This is a genomic window from Paraburkholderia sp. D15 (genome assembly GCF_029910215.1).
In the GTDB taxonomy this organism is placed as follows: Bacteria; Pseudomonadota; Gammaproteobacteria; order Burkholderiales; family Burkholderiaceae; genus Paraburkholderia.
This window is the reverse complement of sequence record NZ_CP110396.1, coordinates 3,224,109-3,241,440: the sequence shown is the minus strand read 5'-3', so window position 1 is coordinate 3,241,440 and position 17,332 is coordinate 3,224,109. Positions and strand designations below refer to the sequence as shown.

Genomic DNA, 17,332 nt, shown 5'->3' with positions numbered 1-17,332 from the left:
GAGGGCGACGCATCATCACGCATAAGCACGCATGAGCACGCATGAGCACGCATGAGTACGCATGAGTACGCATAAGCACGCGTAACGGCGCGGACACCCGCATGCGCTAAGCTTGCGGAACCCAACCGCCCGACGAGCGTCATGAAGAACCTGCCCGCCTACGAGCCGCCCATCGACGAAGCCGAACTCCTGCTGAAGTGGATTCGCCGCGCGCGCGAATCGCAGATGAGCCACTACGACATGGCCGACCTGCTGTCCGCGCGCGACCGCCAGCTCGGCTGGCTGGTCACCGCGCTGACGGCCTTCGTGGGGACGGCGGTGTTCGCATCGCTGACCGCGGACGCGGTGTCGACGGCGCTGCGGCTCTTCGTCGGCTTCGTCAGCGTCGCGGCGACGGTGTCGGCCGCGTTGCAGACGTTCCTGCGCTACGCCGAGCGCGCGGAGAAGCATCGCTCGGCGGGCGCGCGCTACGGCGCGGTGCGCCGCCGCCTCGAAGCGATCTACGCGGGCGACGCCGATGCACGCGATGGCCACTATCTCGCCACGACCCGCGAAGAACTCGACCGGCTGGCGGACGATTCTCCGAACGTGCCGCCGCGCGTGTTCTATCGGACGCAGCGCACGCTTTCCAGCGAGCCCAGACGTAGCCGCGACGGCTGATCGATCCGCTTGCCACGCTCGCTCAGCCGCGCGCCCTATCACCAGCACCCTCCACACGTGGACGCCGCCGGCAAGTTTCAGGTGGCGACGTCGCGGGCGCGCCAGCGCACCGCGCTATCGCGTCGCCGACACCAGCAACATCATCGGCCGCTCGATCTCTTCCGCGAGTTCGGGGCGCGCGGCAAGATCCGCGTCGCTCGGCCCCCACTCGTCGACGTGCGCGATCGTAAAGCCCGCATCGATCAGTGCGTTGAGCAGCGTGCCGAGAGTCCGGTGCTGCTTGACGACGCCGTCGGCGAGCCAGTTGGTCACGCGCGGCCCTTCGCGCTGATAGCTATCGAGCGGCCACTGCCTGCGGCCTTGCGCATCCACCGACCACCCCGGCTGACGCGGCGCCATGAACACCGGATGCTCGATCGAAAACACCAGCCGCCCGCCCGGTACCAATGCCCGATGCACGGTGGCGAACAGCGCGCGCAGATTGTCGATGTAGTGAAACGCGAGCGAGCTGTAAGCGAGATCGAATGTCGCCGCCGGTAGATCGATCTGTTCGAGATCGGCGCGCGCATAACTGAGCGCTGGATCGTTCGAGCCGGCGCGAGCCCGTTCGAGCATCTTTTCCGACACGTCGAGGCCGAGCACCGAGGCGGCGCCCGCCTCGCGCGCCCAGCGGCTGAACCAGCCATAGCCGCAGCCGAGATCGACCACCGTCAGACCGACCATGGCCGGCAGCATCGCGCGCAACGCGGGCCATTCGGGCGCGCCGGCCAGGCCTTGTTGCGAGCGCACCAACCGGCTGTAGTTCTCGAAGAATCGAGGATCGTCGTAAATGTTCTGTGTCATCTGTAAATACCCTTAACGGGAATTGACGCCGGTTAAACGCATCGCGGAGCATTCAGGGAATTCATCGATTCATGGACCGGCCGGTTAACCCTACGTTCCGCTTGTCTTGAAAATGTCCTGATTATGGTATCGTCCGACCTGCACTAAAAAGTGCAGCCACACTCAATCGGGAAGCGTTACCGCTCCCTAAAAAAATACCATGCAAGTCCAGAATGCCCGTCGCTGGGCACCACGGGGTACGCGCGCCTGGCTCGCCGCGGCTGCCGCATTGGCAATCGCAGCGGGCGTGCGCATGTTGCTCCATCCGTTGATCGGCCCGCTGCTGCCGGGCACCGCGTTTTGTATCGCGGCGTCGCTGGTCGAATATTTTTTCGGCCTCGCTCCGGCGCTGACCGTGATGCTGCTCGGCCTCGGTCTCGCCGACTATCTGTTCGTGCCGCCGTACGATGCGATCACGACCTTCAACCAGGCCGACCTGATCCTGCTGATTTCGTATCCGCTGGTGACGCTGCTCGTCATCAGCCTGATCGAGCGTCTGCGCCGTTCGCAGTTCCGCGCGGAGCTGATCGCCTCGGTCGCGCAGTCGCGCTACGAGATGCTGCTGCGCGACGACAACGAGCGGATGCTCGCGCGCCGCGCCGTCGACGAAACGCACCGGCTGCTGCGCCATCTGTCGCATCATCACCGCACCTTCATCTTCATTCAGGCGCTCGAGCGCAACGCGCTGCAACCGGCCGGCGACGACAAGCCGTTCAGCGTGCTGCCGCGCATGCCCAATGAAATCGCGCCGGGCCCGCGTTTCGACGACGTCGATCCCGAGGACATCCAGCGGCTGAGCAAGGCGATGCGGCCGGGCAACCATCGCGTGCATCTGAAAACCGGCGACGGCGTGTCGAAGCTCACCGAATGCGTGTGCGAGCGTTTCACCACGCATGCCGGCGACTTTCTCGTGCTGCGGATCGGAGTCTAGACGATGAACCAGCCGACCCGTCCCAGCCAGATCTTCCTGCCCGGCGACGACCATGCGGTGCTGATGCTGCACGGCCTGTCGAGTTCACCGCTCGAATTGCGCTATCTCGCCCGCTTTCTGAACGCCGAGGGTTTCACCGCCAGCGCGCCGCTGCTGCCCGGCTATAGCGCGGGTTCCGAGGAAGCCGCGATGGAAGTCTGGCTCGACGCCGCCGTGCGCGAGTACGACGCGCTGGCCGAACGCTACGCGCGCGTGTCGATCTGCGGATTGTCGATCGGCGCGGCGCTGGCCCTTGCGCTTGCGCATCGGCGGCCGCAGGCGCAGTCGCTGGTGCTGCTCTCGCTGACGCTCTCCTACGACGGCTGGGCGATCCCGTGGTATCGCTTCCTGCTCAACTGGGCGTACTACACGCCGCTGCGCACGCGATACCGGTATCGCGAAGCCGAGCCGTTCGGGCTGCGCAACGAGGCGTTGCGCGCGAAAATCGCGCGGGCCATGCAGCGCAGCGACTTCAGCGAAGTCGGACCGTCGACGATTTCGCTGCCCGCGTTGCACCAGGCGAGCCGGCTCGCATCGAGCCTGCGCACGCAGGTGCGCGACATCGAAACCGATTGCCTGATCGTCCATGCGATCGACGACGAGACCTCGAGTCCGCGCAATGCCCGCTTCGTGGCGAGCCGTATCGGCTCGGCATTTTTACGCACTATCTGGTTGGATGACTCGTATCACATGATCACGTCGGATAACGAGCGCGAGATCGTCGCGCGCGAAACCGCGCTGTTTCTGCGCGAGAGCGAAGCGATTCGCGGCGGCGACGACGGCAAGCAGCCGGTCGTGTCGAAGGCGCTCGCGCGGCGCCTGCGGCAGTTGGCGGCGCTCGGCAAGGAACGCGCATGACGGCAAGGACGCGGGTTTCAACGCAGGCTTCGACGCGGGTTGCGTTGCAGTTTCCGCCATCGACGCGTCAGACCGGCTGGCCGCTGCGCGCGCCGCTGACGCTGGCGGTGGCCCTGTGCGCGCTGGCCGGCACGCCGAGCGCCCGTGCCGACGATACGACGCCCGCCCAGGCCGCCGCCAGCGCCGATACAGGTGCGAACGGGAATGGCAATGGCAATGGCAACGGCAGCGTCGCGGCCCCGGAAAGCAAGTGGAAAATCGGCGTCGGCCCCGGCCTCGTCGTCACGCCGAAGTATCCCGGTTCGCGGCAACTGAGCTACATCCCGTTCCCGTCGCTCGACATCTCCTACGACGACCGCTTCTTCTCGCAAGGCCCGGACGTGCTCGGCGTCAACGTGCTGCGCGGCCCCGCCTATCACCTGGGCGCGGCGCTGAGCTTCGACTTCCAGTCGCGCAAGGAATCGGACGATCCCCATCTGCACGGTCTCGGCGATGTGAATGGCGGCCCGAAGCTGAAGCTGTTCGCCGACTACACGGTGTGGGCGTTTACCGGATCGGTCGCGCTGTATCAGGACATCGCCGGGCATCATCAGGGCACGACGATCAGCACGGATCTCGTGGCGTCGGCGCCGGTCGGCGGCTGGCTGTTTTCGGTCGGCCCGGGCTTCACGTGGGCCAACGGCACGTACATGCGGACGTTTTTCGGCGTCGATCCGCAGCAGAGCGCGGCCTCGGGCCTGCCGGTCTATAACGCGAGCGCCGGCATTCGCGACGTCCATATGAATGCGATGGTGACCTACGATTTCTCGCGCCACTGGGATGGGTCGATCGCCGCGACCTTCGGACGCCTGAAGCACAGCGCCGGGCATAGCCCGATCACCGAGAAGCGCTTCGAGCTGAATACGCTTGCTTCGGTGAATTACAAGTTCTAGGCGCTGCCGAGGTTTTTTAGCTCAGCGTCTTTCGCTCAGCCTCTTCCGCTCACGCGCCGTCGCCGAGATCGTCGACGGCGATCCCCAACTCCGCCGCCATGCGCCGCACCACCGTCTGAAGCCGGTTCACTTCGTCGGCGAGACGTTTCTGTTCGGCCTTCAGCGCCTCGAAAGCGGACAGCGGCACGGATTCGTCATCGCTGCCGCCGGCCGATTGCGCCAGCTCGCTCACGTTCACTTCGCCGCACAGCAGATGCATCCAGCGATGCTCGCGCTCGCCCGGCGTACGCGGCAGCCTGACGACGCGCGGCGGTTCGTTCGCCGCGAGTTCGTCGAGAAACGCCTCCACCGACGAGATATCCGCGAAGCCATGCAGACGCGCGCTGTTCAGCCGCAGTTCGGCCGCGGTCTGCGGGCCGCGCAGCAGCAAGGTGGTCAATAGCGCGCCCGACTGGCTCGGCAGACCCAGCACGCGGTTCAGGTTGTGCTCGAAGCGCGGCACCCGGCTGCTGCTGCCTTCCAGCACGAGGCTCAACCGCTTCAGACCGTCGACGGCGGTCAGCACCTCGGCTTCGGTCGCGTTGATCACCGGCGAGCGGCCGGTCTTCTGATTGCAACCGAGCGTCAGCGCATTCAGCGACAGCGGATAACTGTCCGGCACCGTGTGCTGCTTTTCGACGAGCACGCCGAGCACGCGGCCTTCGAGCGAGGTCAACGCGCGGATGGAGGGACGGGAAGGAGCGTCGGGAGTCGTATTCATGAATGTCTTGCGGCTGCGATCGCCGGGCCTCGTGGATGTGATGCGCGCTGCCGCCGGACAGCGCTGGCGGTGCGTTCGATTTGGAGGCCCATATGATAAACGGGCGCAGCCACGGCGGCGCAGGAAAGTCCGGGATCACGGGCGCGGCGAGTTTCGATTGATTGACTTGTTTCCATATTCGGAATATTTTCTCGAATATGGAAAACACACCAGCCGACACCGATGACTCCGCCTTCGACCGCCGCATCGCGGAGCGTCTACGCGCGCTGCGCGCCGAGCGCAACTGGTCGCTCGACGACCTTGCGGCCTTAAGCGGCGTCAGCCGCGCGACGTTGTCGCGCCTCGAAAACGCCGCCGTCAGTCCGACCGCGAGCGTGCTCGGCAAGCTCTGCGTCGCCTACGGCCTGCCGATGTCGCGTCTCATGCAGATGGTCGAGGAAGATTTCGTGCCGCTCGTGCCGCGCAGCGCGCAGTCGCTGTGGACCGACGTCGAGGCCGGCTTCCGCCGCCGTTCGGTATCGCCGCCCGCGCAGGCGCTGAGCGGCGAGGCGCTCGAATGCGAACTTGAACCCGGCGCGCTGATCACCTACGACGCGTCGCCCCGCCCCGGTCTCGAACATCATCTGATCCTGCTTGAAGGGCAACTGCGCATTACCGTCGACGGTCAGCGCCACGCGTTGCAGCCCGGCGACTGTCTGCGCTACCGGCTGTTCGGCCCGAGCGCCTTCGTCACACCCGCGGACAGCGGGGCCCGTTACTTTCTCTTCATCGTGTGAGCGATCATGAGCACCCTCACCTTCAGCGCGTTTTCCGCGGACGATCTCGAACGCCATCTGCCGCAATTCGGCGCGTTGCTGCATGCCTGCGTGCATGACGGCGCAAGCGTCGGCTTCGTCATGCCGCACGACGTGGACGACAGCGAGGCGTTCTGGCGCGACAAGGTACTGCCCGCGTTGCGCGACGAGGCGCTGATTCTGCTGGTGGCGCGCGACGGCGACGCGATTGTCGGTACCGTGCAACTGGCGCACGACACGATGCCGAACCAGCGTCACCGCGCCGACGTGCGCAAGCTGCTGGTGCATCCGGCGTGGCGTCGCCGGGGTATCGCGCGGTCGCTGATGACGGCGCTGGAAGGGCATGCCGCGCGCCTGCAACGCAGCCTGCTCACGCTCGATACCCGCACCGGCGATCACGCCGAGCCGCTGTATCGCGCGCTCGGCTATCAGGTGGCCGGCGTGATTCCCGGCTACGCGCGCGCCACGCACGACGCGCGGCTGGAGACCTGCACGTTCATGTACAAGGCGCTGTGACGGCCTGCGACGGCGCGCCGTATCGACGCGCGTCGAAAAAGCTCAACGCCGCGAATCGAGCGCGATCCGCACCGCCAATCCCGCCAGCACCGTGCCCATCAACCAGCGCTGCACCATCAGCCACACCGGACGCTTAGCGAGAAATCCGGCGATCGACCCGGCCATGCTGGCGATCATCGCGTTGACCGTCACGCTGATCACGATCTGCACGCAGCCCAGCGCCAGCGATTGCGACAGCACGCTGCCATGTCCCGGTGAAATGAATTGCGGCAGCAGCGACAGATACATCACCGCGATCTTCGGATTCGCGAGGTTGGTGACGAGGCCCATGGTGAATAGTTTGCGACGGCTGTCGTGCGGCAGATCGCGCACCTGGAACGGCGAACGGCCGCCGGGTTTGACCGCCTGCCACGCGAGATACAGCAGATAGAGCGCACCGCAGAAACGCAGCGCGTCGTACGCGAACGGCACCGTCAGCAGCAGCGCGGTGATGCCGAACGCCGCGCAGAACATATAGAACACGTAGCCCAGCGCCACGCCGCCGAGCGACACGAGTCCAGCGCGCTTGCCCTGACAGAGCGATCGCGAGATCAGGTAGATCATGTTCGGCCCCGGCGTGAGGACCATGCCGAGCGAAACGAGTGCGAAAGCGAGCAGCGTAGTGAAGGCGGGCACGACGTTCTCCTGTTTGACGATTGACGATTGACGAGGCCGTGCCGCCGACTATAGCGGATCGCCTCAAATCCAGCCGCCAACAAAACACTTGCGGCAATTTTTTTTGCCCGGTATCGTCGAGCCGTTCTGCAATGCAGCGCGGGAGAGATCGTCGCAGTTCGTGACGACGCCGACGGAGCAACCGCCCCGGAAACTCTCAGGCAAAAGGACCGCGCGGTCGTGGTAGTGCAGCAGGAACATCTGGAGAGCGGTGCCGTGCTCACGGCGCCCACCGAAGGAGATCCCCACTCCGGCTTGGCTTTTCTTTCATAAAGTAAGCCGGCGCGTCGCGGGAAGAAACTCTCAGGTCCATGGACAGATGGGGCATCGGCGCCGGTTTCGACATGAAATCGTGACCGGCGGTGCTCAACTCATCTGGACCATGTCATGTCACGAATCGCCATCATCGGCGCCGGCATTACCGGCGTCACGACCGCGCACGCCCTCGCGCAACGCGGCCACCAGGTCACCGTCTTCGAACGTCATCGCTATGCGGCAATGGAGACTTCGTTCGCCAACGGCGGCCAGTTGTCGGCCAGCAACGCCGAAGTGTGGAACAGTGCCGCCACCGTGCTGAAGGGCCTGCGCTGGATGCTCACGCGCGACGCCCCGCTGCTGCTCAATCCGTTGCCCACGTGGCACAAGTACTCGTGGATGGGCGAATTCCTGCGGCAGATTCCGCACTATCGCGCGAACACGATCGAGACCGTACGGCTCGCGATCGCCGCGCGCGAGCATCTGTTTTCGATCGCGGAGAGCGAGGGCATCGACTTCGATCTGGAGCGGCGCGGCATTCTGCACATCTATAAGACGCGGAAGGAATTCGACGCGGCCAACCGCGTGAATGCGTTGCTGCGCGAAGGCGGCCTCGACCGTGAGGCCGTGAGCGCGAGCGAACTGCAGCGAATCGAGCCGACCCTTCAGGGCGATTTCTTCGGCGGCTTCTTTACGCCGTCGGACTCGACCGGCGACATCCACAAGTTCACCCGTGGCCTCGCTGACGCGTGCGTACGCCACGGCGTCGAGTTTCACTACGATGCCGAGATCACCGCGATCGAGCAGCCGGCCGAAGGCACATTTTCGCTGGCGGTCAACCTGGCGGGCGAATCGCAGCGTTTCGCGTTCGAACGGATCGTCGTGTGCGCGGGCGTGAAGAGCCGCGATTTCGCCGCGATGCTGGGCGATCACGTCAACGTTTATCCGGTGAAGGGCTATTCGATCACCGTCTGTCTCGACGACGAGACGAGCCGCGCACGCGCGCCGTGGGTGAGCCTGCTCGACGACAGCGCGAAGATCGTGACGAGCCGGCTCGGCGCGGATCGTTTCCGCGTGGCGGGCACGGCGGAGATCAACGGGTTCAATCGCGACATCCGCTCGGATCGCATCGCGCCGCTGGTGGACTGGACACGGCGCTATTTTCCCGAGGTGTCGACCGCGCGCGTGATTCCGTGGGCAGGCCTGCGGCCGATGTTGCCCAGCATGCTGCCCAAGGTCGGACACGGCAAACGGCGCGGGGTGTTCTATAACACCGGGCACGGGCATCTGGGGTGGACGCTGTCGGCCGCCACGGCGCAGGCGGTGGCGGGAGCGATTCGATAGTCGCGTGGGGTTGGGGCGGTGTTTGCAGCGGTGTGGTGTGGTGTGGTGTGTTGTGGTCTGGTCTGGCGCAGCACACCGCACCGCGCGCTGCACCGCATTGCATTACATTGCGGTAACCATGCAAAACCGTGGGCATCTGCTAGTGTTGTCGAATGCGCGCTGACGTTGCGCTGCTTCGTTACTGCATTTGCTCCATGGAGGAACCATGCCCAGTGCACGCACCACCGGGTTCACCGGAGACATGTCCACCGTGCGTCTAAACGACGCAAAGATCGCCGCCGAAGCGACCCGCCGTCTCGCGTGGGACAGCGCCATCCCCGAACACGTCATCACGGTGAAGGTCGTCAACGGCCGCATCACGCTGCACGGCGAACTGCAGCGCGATCAGCAGAAAGCCGCGGCACTCGAAGACGTCACGCGGCTGTTCGGCGTGAGCGGCGTGACCGATTGCACGACGGTCAAGCACCGCTAGCGTCAACGCGTACCGGTCGGCCCTTGCGCGGCCAGCAGCGTACGGCAATGCCTCGCGATCTGCTTTTCCTCCTCGGTGTGAATCGCCCTCACCTTGCCCGCCGGATCGCTTTCCACCAACCCCATGAACGCGAGACCGTCGCACACGCGGCGACGGATTTCCGCGCTGTGTTCGCCGATCCCGCCGGTGAACACCAGCAGGTCGATCCCGCCAAGCAGCGCCGCGTATCCGCCGATGGTTTTACGCACCGCTGTCGCAAACGCATCGAGTGCGAGCGACGCGTTCGCGTCGCCGGCCGCGGCACGCCGTTCGAGCGCCTGCATGTCGCTTTCGCCATCGCTATAACCGGCGAGGCCGCTGTGGCGATTCAGCAGCGTCTCCAGCGCGGCGGCATCGAGTTTTTCGACGCGCATCAGATACAGCAGCACGCCCGGATCGAGATCGCCGCTGCGCGTGCCCATCGGCACGCCACCGGTCGGCGTCAAACCCATCGACGTATCGACCGATTGGCCGTCGCGCAACGCGCACACGCTGGAGCCGTTGCCGAGATGCGCGAACACCGCGCGCGGCGGCAACGCGGCGCCGAGTTGCGTGACCAGCGATTCGTACGACAGCCCATGAAAGCCATAGCGTATGACGCCCGACTTCACGTAGCGGCGCGGTAACGGCAACTGCGCCGCGAGCGGCGGCATCGTTGCATGGAACGCCGTATCGAAACACGCGAAATGTTGCGCATCGCCGAAAATCTTCGCCGCCTCGTCGATCAACGCCAGCGCCGGTGGAATATGCAGCGGCGCGAAATGCACCGCATCCTGCAGACGTTGCCGCACGGCGGGCGTCAAACGCTGATGCTTGCGCAGATGCGGGCCGCCATGCACCACGCGATGCCCGACCGCCGACGGCCGGCCGTACTTCTGATGCGCGAGCACGCCGGCGAGTTTCTGCAACGCCTCGGTCTGCGTTTCGAGCAGCTGGTCCTGCTGCACCAGCACGCGGCCGTCAGGCGACTTGATCCGCAAACTGCCGTCGTGACGGCCGATCCCTTCCGCGCTGCCTTCGAGCAGCAACGCTTCGTCGCCGCCCGCATGCGTGAACAAACCGAATTTCAGCGACGACGAGCCGCTATTGAGCACGAGTATGGTCGGCACGCCGCCTTCGACATCGTCGTCACCGTCACCATCACCGTCACCGCTCGCGGTGGATTCCCGAATCTGCATGGCCACGCCTCGCTCAGCCTTTCCACGTCCAGTTGCGGATTTCTTCCTTGTCGATCCCTTCGGCATGCGCATAAGCCAGATGCTCGATGATCTGACCACGCAGCCATTCCTTCGCATGATCGCCGACCCCACGCAGTTTCGGCACGCGGTCGATCACGTCGATGGCCAGCGAGAAGCGGTCCACCTGGTTGATGATGGCCAGTTCGAGCGGCGTGTTGATGTTGCCCTTCTCGTGATAGCCGTGCACGTGCAGATTCTCGTGATTGGTGCGGTTATAGGTCAGCTTGTGCACCAGCGACGCGTACGAATGGAAATTGAAAATCACCGGCTTGCTGGTGGTGAACAGCGAATCGAAATCGCGACTCGACAGGCCGTGCGGATGCGCGTGTTCCGGCATCAGACGGAATAGATCGACCACATTGACGAAGCGGATCTTCAGATCGGCGAAACGCTCCTTCAGCAACTGCACGGCGGCGAGCGCTTCCATCGTCGCGATGTCGCCGGCGCAGGCCATCACCACATCGGGTTCGACGCCCTGATCGGTCGACGCCCAGTCCCAGATGCCGATGCCCTTCGTGCAGTGGATGACCGCCGCCTCCATGTCGAGATATTGCAGATGCGGCTGCTTGTCCGCGACGATCACGTTCACGTAGTCGCGGGAACGCAGGCAGTGGTCCGCGACGCTCAGCAGACAGTTCGCGTCCGGCGGCAAATAGATGCGCACCACGTCCGGGCTCTTGTTCGTGACCACGTCGAGAAAACCCGGGTCCTGATGCGTGAAACCGTTGTGGTCCTGACGCCAGACCAGCGACGTGATCAGCAGATTGATCGACGGCACCGGCTGCCGCCAGCCGAGATCGCGCTTCGCTTTTTCCAGCCATTTCGCGTGCTGGTTGAACATCGAATCGATCACGTGGACGAACGCTTCGTAGGTCGGGAAGAGACCGTGGCGGCCGGTGAGCACATAGCCTTCGAACCAGCCTTCGAGCGTGTGCTCGCTCAGCATCTCCATCACGCGGCCGTCGGGCGCGAGCTCACCGCCATCGGCATCGCCCGGTTCCGTTTGCGCGAGCCAGGTTTTTTCGGACGCATCGTAGATCGCGGTCAGTTTGTTGCTCGCGGTTTCGTCGGGACCGAACACGCGGAAGTTGCTCATGTTGTTGCGCATCACGTCGCGCAGGAACACGCCGAGCGCTTCGGTCGGCGACGAGTACGATGCGGCGGGTTTCTTCACCGCCACCGCGTAGTCGCGGAACGGCGGCATTTCCAGCGTCTTGCACAGCAGGCCGCCGTTCGCGTGCGGATTCGCGCTGATGCGGCGCGCGCCTTCGGGCGCGAGTTCGCGCAGTTCCTCGACCAGACGTCCGGATGCGTCGAACAACGACTCGGGCTCGTAACTGCGCAGCCAGTGTTCGACCAGTTTCAGGCTCTTGCCGTTGGTCGCCGGGTCGAGCACCGGCACCTGGTGCGCGCGCCACGACCCTTCCACCTTGTGACCGTCCACTTCCTTCGGACCGGTCCAGCCTTTCGGCGAACGCAGCACGATCATCGGCCAGCGCGGCCGGGTCGGGTCGTTGTGTTCGCGCGAGCGCTGCTGAATGGCGCGGATTTCGCCGATGCACTGGTCGAGCGTCGCGGCCATCTGCTGATGCATGGTGTCGGGATCGTCGCCTTCCACGAAATACGGTTTGTGGCCGTAGCCGGTCAGCAGCGCTTCGAGTTCGTCACGCGGAATGCGCGCGAGGATGGTCGGATTGGCGATCTTGTAGCCGTTCAGATGCAGGATCGGCAGCACCGCGCCGTCGCGCACCGGATTGAGGAATTTGTTCGAATGCCACGAGGTGGCGAGCGGTCCGGTCTCCGCTTCGCCGTCGCCGATCATCACCGCGACGATCAGGTCCGGGTTGTCGAACGCGGCGCCGTAACCGTGCGACAGGCTGTAGCCGAGTTCGCCGCCTTCGTGGATCGAGCCCGGCGTCTCCGGCGTGCAGTGCGAACCGATGCCGCCCGGAAACGAGAATTGCCGGAAGAAGCGCCGCATGCCCGCCTCGTCCTCGCTGCGGTCCGGATAGATTTCCGAGTAATGGCCTTCGAGGTAGCCATGCGCGAGCGTGGCCGGCGCGCCGTGCCCTGGACCTGCGACGTAGATCACGTTCAGGTCGAGCTGTTTGATCACGCGGTTCAGATGAACCAGCAGGAAGCTTTGCCCCGGGTCCGAGCCCCAGTGGCCGAGCAGGCGGTTCTTGATGTGCTCGGGTTTGAGCGGTTCGCGCAACAGCGGGTTGTCGCGCAGATAGATCATGCCGGCCGATAGATAGTTGCAGGCGCGCCAGTAGCGGTCCATCTTGCGCAGCGTGTCGGGGTCCAGAACAGAAGGCGGGGTCGCGCGGGAAGTTGCTTCGGCCATGGCGTCACTCCTTGGAAAGGACTGTCAGGCAGGTTAGCGGATGCGGCGGCGATGATGATGGTGAAGCGGTGGGATCGACCGGTTCGAAGATAGCACCGGGTTGTGACAGACTGCGGGCGGCATGGTTCGATGCAAACGCCGGACAATCGACACAAGGGTTGATCTGGATCGGGTTTGCCGGGCTGAGCGACCTTACAGCGCGCCTCACCCCGCGAAACCACGACCTGCCGCGCTAGACTTTAAGGCCGGGTTAAGCGAACCGGCTTATGCTCGACGCGCATCGGCACCGCGCGATTCGCGCGTTGTGCGTTGCGGCCCTCCCACCTCATCCATCACGGCCATCATGTCGACACCCAGCCGCTTCAAGGCGCCCCTGATTCTCCTTCTGTCACTCGTACTGCTGTTCGCGGGCGTCGCCGTGCTGATCGGCGTGTTCGGTTTGCTGATCAAGCTGTTTCATCTGGGCTGACCGTCACCGGCCAGCAGACGCCGCACGACGGTTGGCGTGCGGCACGGATCCTGCTCGAATTGGGTATGCTGGACGCGCCGTATCGCGACATGCGATGGCGCGCACGACCCATGTTCTAACGTCCTTGCACGGAGCTATCCTTGACTGCCCCCACCGCCCCTTCGCCTTCCTCCGCCCCACAGATCGATCCCGAACTGCTCGAACTCGCGCAACAGGTGTTCGACCTCGCGCGGCGCGGCGACGCCGCGATGCTCGCGGCCGTCATCGAAAAAGGCGTGCCGCCGAATCTGCGCAACGACAAAGGCGACAGCCTCGTGATGCTCGCGAGCTACCACGGTCATGTAGATGCCGTACGTACGCTGCTGGAACGCGGCGCCGATCCGAACCTGCGCAACGATAACGGCCAGACGCCGATCGCAGGCGCCGCGTTCAAGGGTTTCGACGCGGTGATCGAGACCCTGCTCGCGCATGGCGCGGACGTGGAAGGTGCGTCGCCGGACGGCCGCACCGCGTTGATGATTGCCGCGATGTTCAACCGCACGGCGATCATGGATCTGTTGATCGCGCACGGTGCGAACCCGCAGGCGCGTGATGCGAACGGCGTGAGCGCGCTCGATGCGGCTGGCCGCATGGGTGCGGGCGACGCGCAGGCGAGGTTGAAGGCGCTCGGTGATTGAAGTTGGCGGTCGGCGCTGACACGTCCGGCGCGAGCCGGGCGCGTCAGCTTCGATCAAACGGTTTCGCTCACGCCCTCGCACCCGACAGACTGTCCAGATCGATCTCCGCCAGCTCGCCGATCCGCTCGATGCTCACATCGGCCGGTGGATTGCTCGCGATCTCCTTCGGATCGAACGCGTAATGTCCCTGACGCGGGAACACGGTGGTCAGTTTGTCGCCCCACGCTTTCTTCATCGCGGTGAGAATGCGCAGCTTGTCGTCGACCATCACGTAGTGGCGCGCGGGATAACACTCCATCACCTGATCGAGCATCTGTTCCTTGTGGATGTAGATCAGCACGCGCCCTTCGACCTCGTCCCATAGACCGGAACGCGCAAGCTTGCGCGGCTGGAACACCACGTCGCCATCGGAAAGGATCACCGTCGGCCCGCGTTGCGCCACGTGCCGCAACGCGTCCAGCGCACCCGGAAAAAGCCGGTTGGAAAACGGATAGTCGATCAGGAACGACGACATCAGCAACAGATGCGTATCGCGCGGATGTTCGAGCCGGTAACGCTGCAATGCGCCCAGGTAGTCGGCGTACCCGAGCTCCGCACGCAACTGCTCGAAGATCGCCCAATACCGCGCGCTGTTTTCCGTGCCGAACGACTTCAGCATGTGCGCGCGCAGATCAGCCAGCACGTGGTCGTTGTCCAGCAGGGTGTTATCGCAGTCGAACAGGAATACGACGTCGTGCGGTTTCGTTTGAGTGTCGGCTGGCATCGCGGCTCCGTGGCTCAACTTTTCTGGCCGGCCGGCGGCGTGGCGGCTTTTTCGACGTGACCGCCGAAATCGTTGCGCATGGCCGACAGCACGCGGTTCGCGAAGTCCGCCTCGCCGCGCGAGCTGAAGCGGGCGAACAGCGCCGCGCTCAGCACCGGCGTGGGCACGCCTTCGTCGATCGCGGCGGTGACCGTCCAGCGGCCCTCGCCCGAATCCGATACGCGGCCCGCGTAGTTCTTCAATTCGACGTCGCTGACGAGCGAGCCCGCGATCAGATCGAGCAGCCACGAGCCGATCACGCTGCCGCGTCGCCAGACCTCGGTGACTTCGGCCAGGTTCAGGTCGTACTGATACAACTCGGGACGGCGCAGCGGCGTGGTCTCCGCGTCGATCTCGCGCGCGTGTTTGCCGGCGTCGGCGTGATGCAGGATGTTCAGGCCTTCGGCATACGCGGCCATGATGCCGTACTCGATGCCGTTGTGCACCATCTTCACGAAGTGCCCCGCGCCTTGCGGTCCGCAATGCAGGAAGCCCTGCTCCGCGGTGCTCGCGCCCGGCGTTCGGCCCGGTGTGGCCGGCGCTGTGCCCACGCCCGGCGCGAGCGCCGCGAAGACCGGTTCGAGATGCTTCACGATCTCCGGCTCGCCGCCGATCATCAGACAGTAGCCGCGCTCGCGACCCGCGACGCCGCCGCTCGTGCCGACGTCCACATAGTGCAGCTTGCGCGCGCCGAGTTCGGCGCCGCGACGGATGTCGTCGTGATAGTAGGAGTTGCCGCCGTCGATGACGATGTCGCCGGGTTCAAGCAGCGGCAGCAGTTTCTCTAGCGTCGAGTCGACGACCGCGGCCGGCACCATCAGCCAGACCGCGCGCGGTTTCTGCAATTGCCCGACGAGGTCTTCCAGCGTCGTGGCGCCTGCGATGCCCTCCTGCTTCAGCTTGTCGACCGCGGCGGCCTGCACGTCGTAGGCGATACATTGCTGACCGCCCTTCGTCAGGCGTCGCACCATGTCGGCGCCCATGCGTCCCAATCCAATCATGCCTAGCTGCATATCTCGCTCCGGAAAGTGCGTTCGTTGCGCTGCTCGATTTGATTCGTCGATGTGGTTTGTCTGGTTTGTTGCCAGGATCGTTGCGTTGCGGGTTGCGGGTTGCGGGTTGCGGCATTCCGCCGTCAAACGACGATACGCTTCTTTGCAGAGGTCTGGCGCGTCTTAAAGTTCCGCCCGAGTTGCGCGCGCGAGGTTTTGTCCGGCGACGTCCCCACCGAATTTTCGATTTCGCTGACGATCCTCTTACACGCGTGTATCGCGCCGCGTCTGCAATTTTGCGTACTGCGTGCGAGCGAAGCGCTTCACCGCGCGCCACATCAGCGGATAGCGATCGCCCGGCACCGCGAACAGCACGAGCGCGCACAACGCCAGCAAACCGCAGAAGAGGAACGTGCCGCGGTAGCTGAAGGCTTGCACCAGCAAGCCCGACAGCACGCCCGAGAGGATCGACCCGACCCGCGCCGCGTTGAAGAACAGCGCGGTCGCGCGGCCGGGCGCGTCGGGCATCAGGTCCTGTACATAGGTCATGCCGAGGCACGAGGTCACGGCGACCACGAAGGCGTTGAGAATCTGCATCGGGATCAGCACGTGCACGCCGCCCGCCAGCGACATCGCGACGAAGTACACCGCGTGCACCGCCGCGCAGGCGGCGAGCCAGTTCGGCTTGTGCAACGTCGACGACTTCGCGCCGAGCGCGAGCATCATCGGGATCTCGGTCAACGCGCCGAGACCGAGCATCACCGATACGTCGAGGTGCGTGCCGTTCAGCCCGTGCACGATGTAGAGCGGCAGCACGATCATGGTCGCGTTGGCGGCGAGACCCAGCAAGGTGAGCGCGGCCACCGCGCGGGTGATGTCGTTAGCCGATGCGACGCCGGGCAAGGTTTCGTGCGCGTCTTCGCCGGGCGCGGTGAGCGGCGGCACGGTGATCGATGCGGAGGGTTCCGACGCGGTGTCTTCCACCGTGTGGTCGCCGAGATGCCCTTGCGGCTCGCGCATGCGCCAGACGATCGCCGCGCACGCGCCGAAACTGGCGGCCGCAAACAGGAACAGGCCATAGAAGCCGGCGCCGGCAAGCACCAGTGCACCGACCGACGGGCCGAACACCCAGGCGGCGGACAGAATGGTTCGCAACGTCGCGCTCGCGAACACGCGCTCCGCTGGGTCGGGCACGGGTAACGCGGCGCGGCTGAACGAGAACACCATCGAGATCGCCGAGCCGCCCGCGCCGATGAAGACGATGCCGACTATCAGCAGCAGGCGGTAGTCGCGAACCACGCAGAGACACAGATAGCCGAGCGCGGCAGCCACCAGCGCGGCCAGCAGCAGCGGACGGTGACGACCGCTCCTGTCGCTCCAGCGGCCCGCGAGTGTGCTGGCCAGCACGCCGCTCGCGGCGATCAGCGTCATGAATACGCCGAGACGGAACGGCGTCATGCCGGCGCGTTCGACGCCGAATAGTGACAGATAGGGTGCGGTGAAGGACATGGCGACGCCGAGCATCAGGGTGGCGGCGGCGAGCGGCTTGAAGCCGGGGATGTGTAGCAGGTCGAAAAAGCGGGCGGTTTTCAGCACGGGGCGGGTGGCTGT

18 protein-coding genes and 2 riboswitches are annotated in these 17,332 nt (G+C 65.1%); of the genes, 10 read left to right on the top strand and 8 right to left on the bottom strand.

Annotated features, from left to right (window positions below; genetic code table 11):
* Positions 1-141 precede the first annotated feature (141 nt).
* The gene (locus tag LFL96_RS34155) at positions 142-660 is read left to right on the top strand and encodes an SLATT domain-containing protein (RefSeq protein ID WP_281002304.1); all 519 of its coding nucleotides are present in this window, start codon (positions 142-144) and stop codon (positions 658-660) included.
* A 114-nt stretch (positions 661-774) separates the two neighbouring features.
* Here the strand turns inward: LFL96_RS34155 and LFL96_RS34150 are convergent, their stop codons facing one another.
* Positions 775-1,503 carry a class I SAM-dependent methyltransferase gene (locus LFL96_RS34150; protein ID WP_281002303.1) on the bottom strand — a complete coding sequence of 243 codons (729 nt, stop codon included), beginning with the start codon at positions 1,501-1,503 and terminating at the stop codon, positions 775-777.
* Between the two features lie 199 nt (positions 1,504-1,702).
* On the opposite strand from LFL96_RS34150, the gene LFL96_RS34145 reads away from it, so the two are divergent.
* From LFL96_RS34145 to LFL96_RS34135, 3 genes are read left to right on the top strand one after another with little or no spacing between them, the layout of a single operon-like run.
* The gene (locus LFL96_RS34145) at positions 1,703-2,473 is read left to right on the top strand and encodes a DUF4118 domain-containing protein (RefSeq protein WP_281002302.1); all 771 of its coding nucleotides are present in this window, start codon (positions 1,703-1,705) and stop codon (positions 2,471-2,473) included.
* A gap of 3 nt (positions 2,474-2,476) precedes the next feature.
* Positions 2,477-3,370 (top strand): alpha/beta fold hydrolase, encoded by an 894-nt coding sequence (locus LFL96_RS34140; RefSeq protein ID WP_281002301.1) that lies wholly within the window; start codon positions 2,477-2,479, stop codon positions 3,368-3,370.
* Positions 3,367-4,302, top strand: coding sequence for a MipA/OmpV family protein (locus LFL96_RS34135; protein WP_281002300.1), 936 nt, complete (start codon positions 3,367-3,369; stop codon positions 4,300-4,302). Before LFL96_RS34140 ends, LFL96_RS34135 begins: the two co-directional genes overlap by 4 nt.
* Positions 4,303-4,351: 49 nt before the next feature.
* On the opposite strand, the gene LFL96_RS34130 is transcribed toward LFL96_RS34135, so the two are convergent.
* The gene (locus LFL96_RS34130) at positions 4,352-5,062 is read right to left on the bottom strand and encodes a YceH family protein (protein WP_281002299.1); all 711 of its coding nucleotides are present in this window, start codon (positions 5,060-5,062) and stop codon (positions 4,352-4,354) included.
* 197 nt (positions 5,063-5,259) lie between these two features.
* Here LFL96_RS34130 and LFL96_RS34125 point away from each other — a divergent pair, with 197 nt between their 5' ends.
* On the top strand, positions 5,260-5,838 hold the full coding sequence (locus LFL96_RS34125; RefSeq protein ID WP_281002298.1) for an XRE family transcriptional regulator: 579 nt from the start codon (positions 5,260-5,262) through the stop codon (positions 5,836-5,838).
* Positions 5,839-5,844: 6 nt separating this feature from the next.
* Entirely contained in the window at positions 5,845-6,372 is a 528-nt protein-coding gene (locus LFL96_RS34120; RefSeq protein WP_281002297.1) for a GNAT family N-acetyltransferase, read from the top strand.
* 42 nt (positions 6,373-6,414) lie between these two features.
* Here the strand turns inward: LFL96_RS34120 and LFL96_RS34115 are convergent, their stop codons facing one another.
* Entirely contained in the window at positions 6,415-7,047 is a 633-nt protein-coding gene (locus LFL96_RS34115; protein ID WP_281002296.1) for a LysE family translocator, read from the bottom strand.
* A gap of 129 nt (positions 7,048-7,176) precedes the next feature.
* A riboswitch (glycine riboswitch) is annotated at positions 7,177-7,269 on the top strand.
* A gap of 8 nt (positions 7,270-7,277) precedes the next feature.
* Positions 7,278-7,415: riboswitch (glycine riboswitch) on the top strand.
* A 58-nt stretch (positions 7,416-7,473) separates the two neighbouring features.
* Here LFL96_RS34115 and LFL96_RS34110 point away from each other — a divergent pair.
* Positions 7,474-8,685, top strand: a complete 1,212-nt coding sequence (locus LFL96_RS34110) for a D-amino acid dehydrogenase (protein ID WP_281002295.1) — start codon at positions 7,474-7,476, stop codon at positions 8,683-8,685.
* Between the two features lie 205 nt (positions 8,686-8,890).
* Positions 8,891-9,157 (top strand): BON domain-containing protein, encoded by a 267-nt coding sequence (locus LFL96_RS34105; RefSeq protein WP_281002294.1) that lies wholly within the window; start codon positions 8,891-8,893, stop codon positions 9,155-9,157.
* Between the two features lie 2 nt (positions 9,158-9,159).
* Here the strand turns inward: LFL96_RS34105 and LFL96_RS34100 are convergent, their stop codons facing one another.
* Both LFL96_RS34100 and LFL96_RS34095 read right to left on the bottom strand, forming a co-directional pair.
* Positions 9,160-10,374 (bottom strand): acetate/propionate family kinase, encoded by a 1,215-nt coding sequence (locus LFL96_RS34100; protein ID WP_281002293.1) that lies wholly within the window; start codon positions 10,372-10,374, stop codon positions 9,160-9,162.
* 13 nt (positions 10,375-10,387) lie between these two features.
* The gene (locus LFL96_RS34095) at positions 10,388-12,781 is read right to left on the bottom strand and encodes a phosphoketolase family protein (protein ID WP_281002292.1); all 2,394 of its coding nucleotides are present in this window, start codon (positions 12,779-12,781) and stop codon (positions 10,388-10,390) included.
* Between the two features lie 343 nt (positions 12,782-13,124).
* On the opposite strand from LFL96_RS34095, the gene LFL96_RS34090 reads away from it, so the two are divergent.
* Positions 13,125-13,250: a hypothetical protein gene (locus LFL96_RS34090; RefSeq protein WP_281002291.1), complete on the top strand. Its 126-nt coding sequence runs from the start codon at positions 13,125-13,127 to the stop codon at positions 13,248-13,250.
* Between the two features lie 140 nt (positions 13,251-13,390).
* A complete protein-coding gene (locus LFL96_RS34085; RefSeq protein ID WP_281002290.1) occupies positions 13,391-13,927 on the top strand; it encodes an ankyrin repeat domain-containing protein in 537 nt (178 codons plus the stop codon).
* A 67-nt stretch (positions 13,928-13,994) separates the two neighbouring features.
* Here the strand turns inward: LFL96_RS34085 and LFL96_RS34080 are convergent, their stop codons facing one another.
* The 3 genes from LFL96_RS34080 to LFL96_RS34070 form a co-directional block, all read right to left on the bottom strand.
* A complete protein-coding gene (locus LFL96_RS34080; RefSeq protein ID WP_281002289.1) occupies positions 13,995-14,690 on the bottom strand; it encodes an HAD family hydrolase in 696 nt (231 codons plus the stop codon).
* 14 nt (positions 14,691-14,704) lie between these two features.
* Positions 14,705-15,742, bottom strand: coding sequence for a phosphogluconate dehydrogenase (NAD(+)-dependent, decarboxylating) (gnd, locus tag LFL96_RS34075; RefSeq protein WP_281002288.1), 1,038 nt, complete (start codon positions 15,740-15,742; stop codon positions 14,705-14,707).
* Positions 15,743-15,985: 243 nt separating this feature from the next.
* Positions 15,986-17,317, bottom strand: coding sequence for a sugar efflux transporter (locus LFL96_RS34070; protein WP_281002287.1), 1,332 nt, complete (start codon positions 17,315-17,317; stop codon positions 15,986-15,988).
* Positions 17,318-17,332 lie beyond the last annotated feature (15 nt).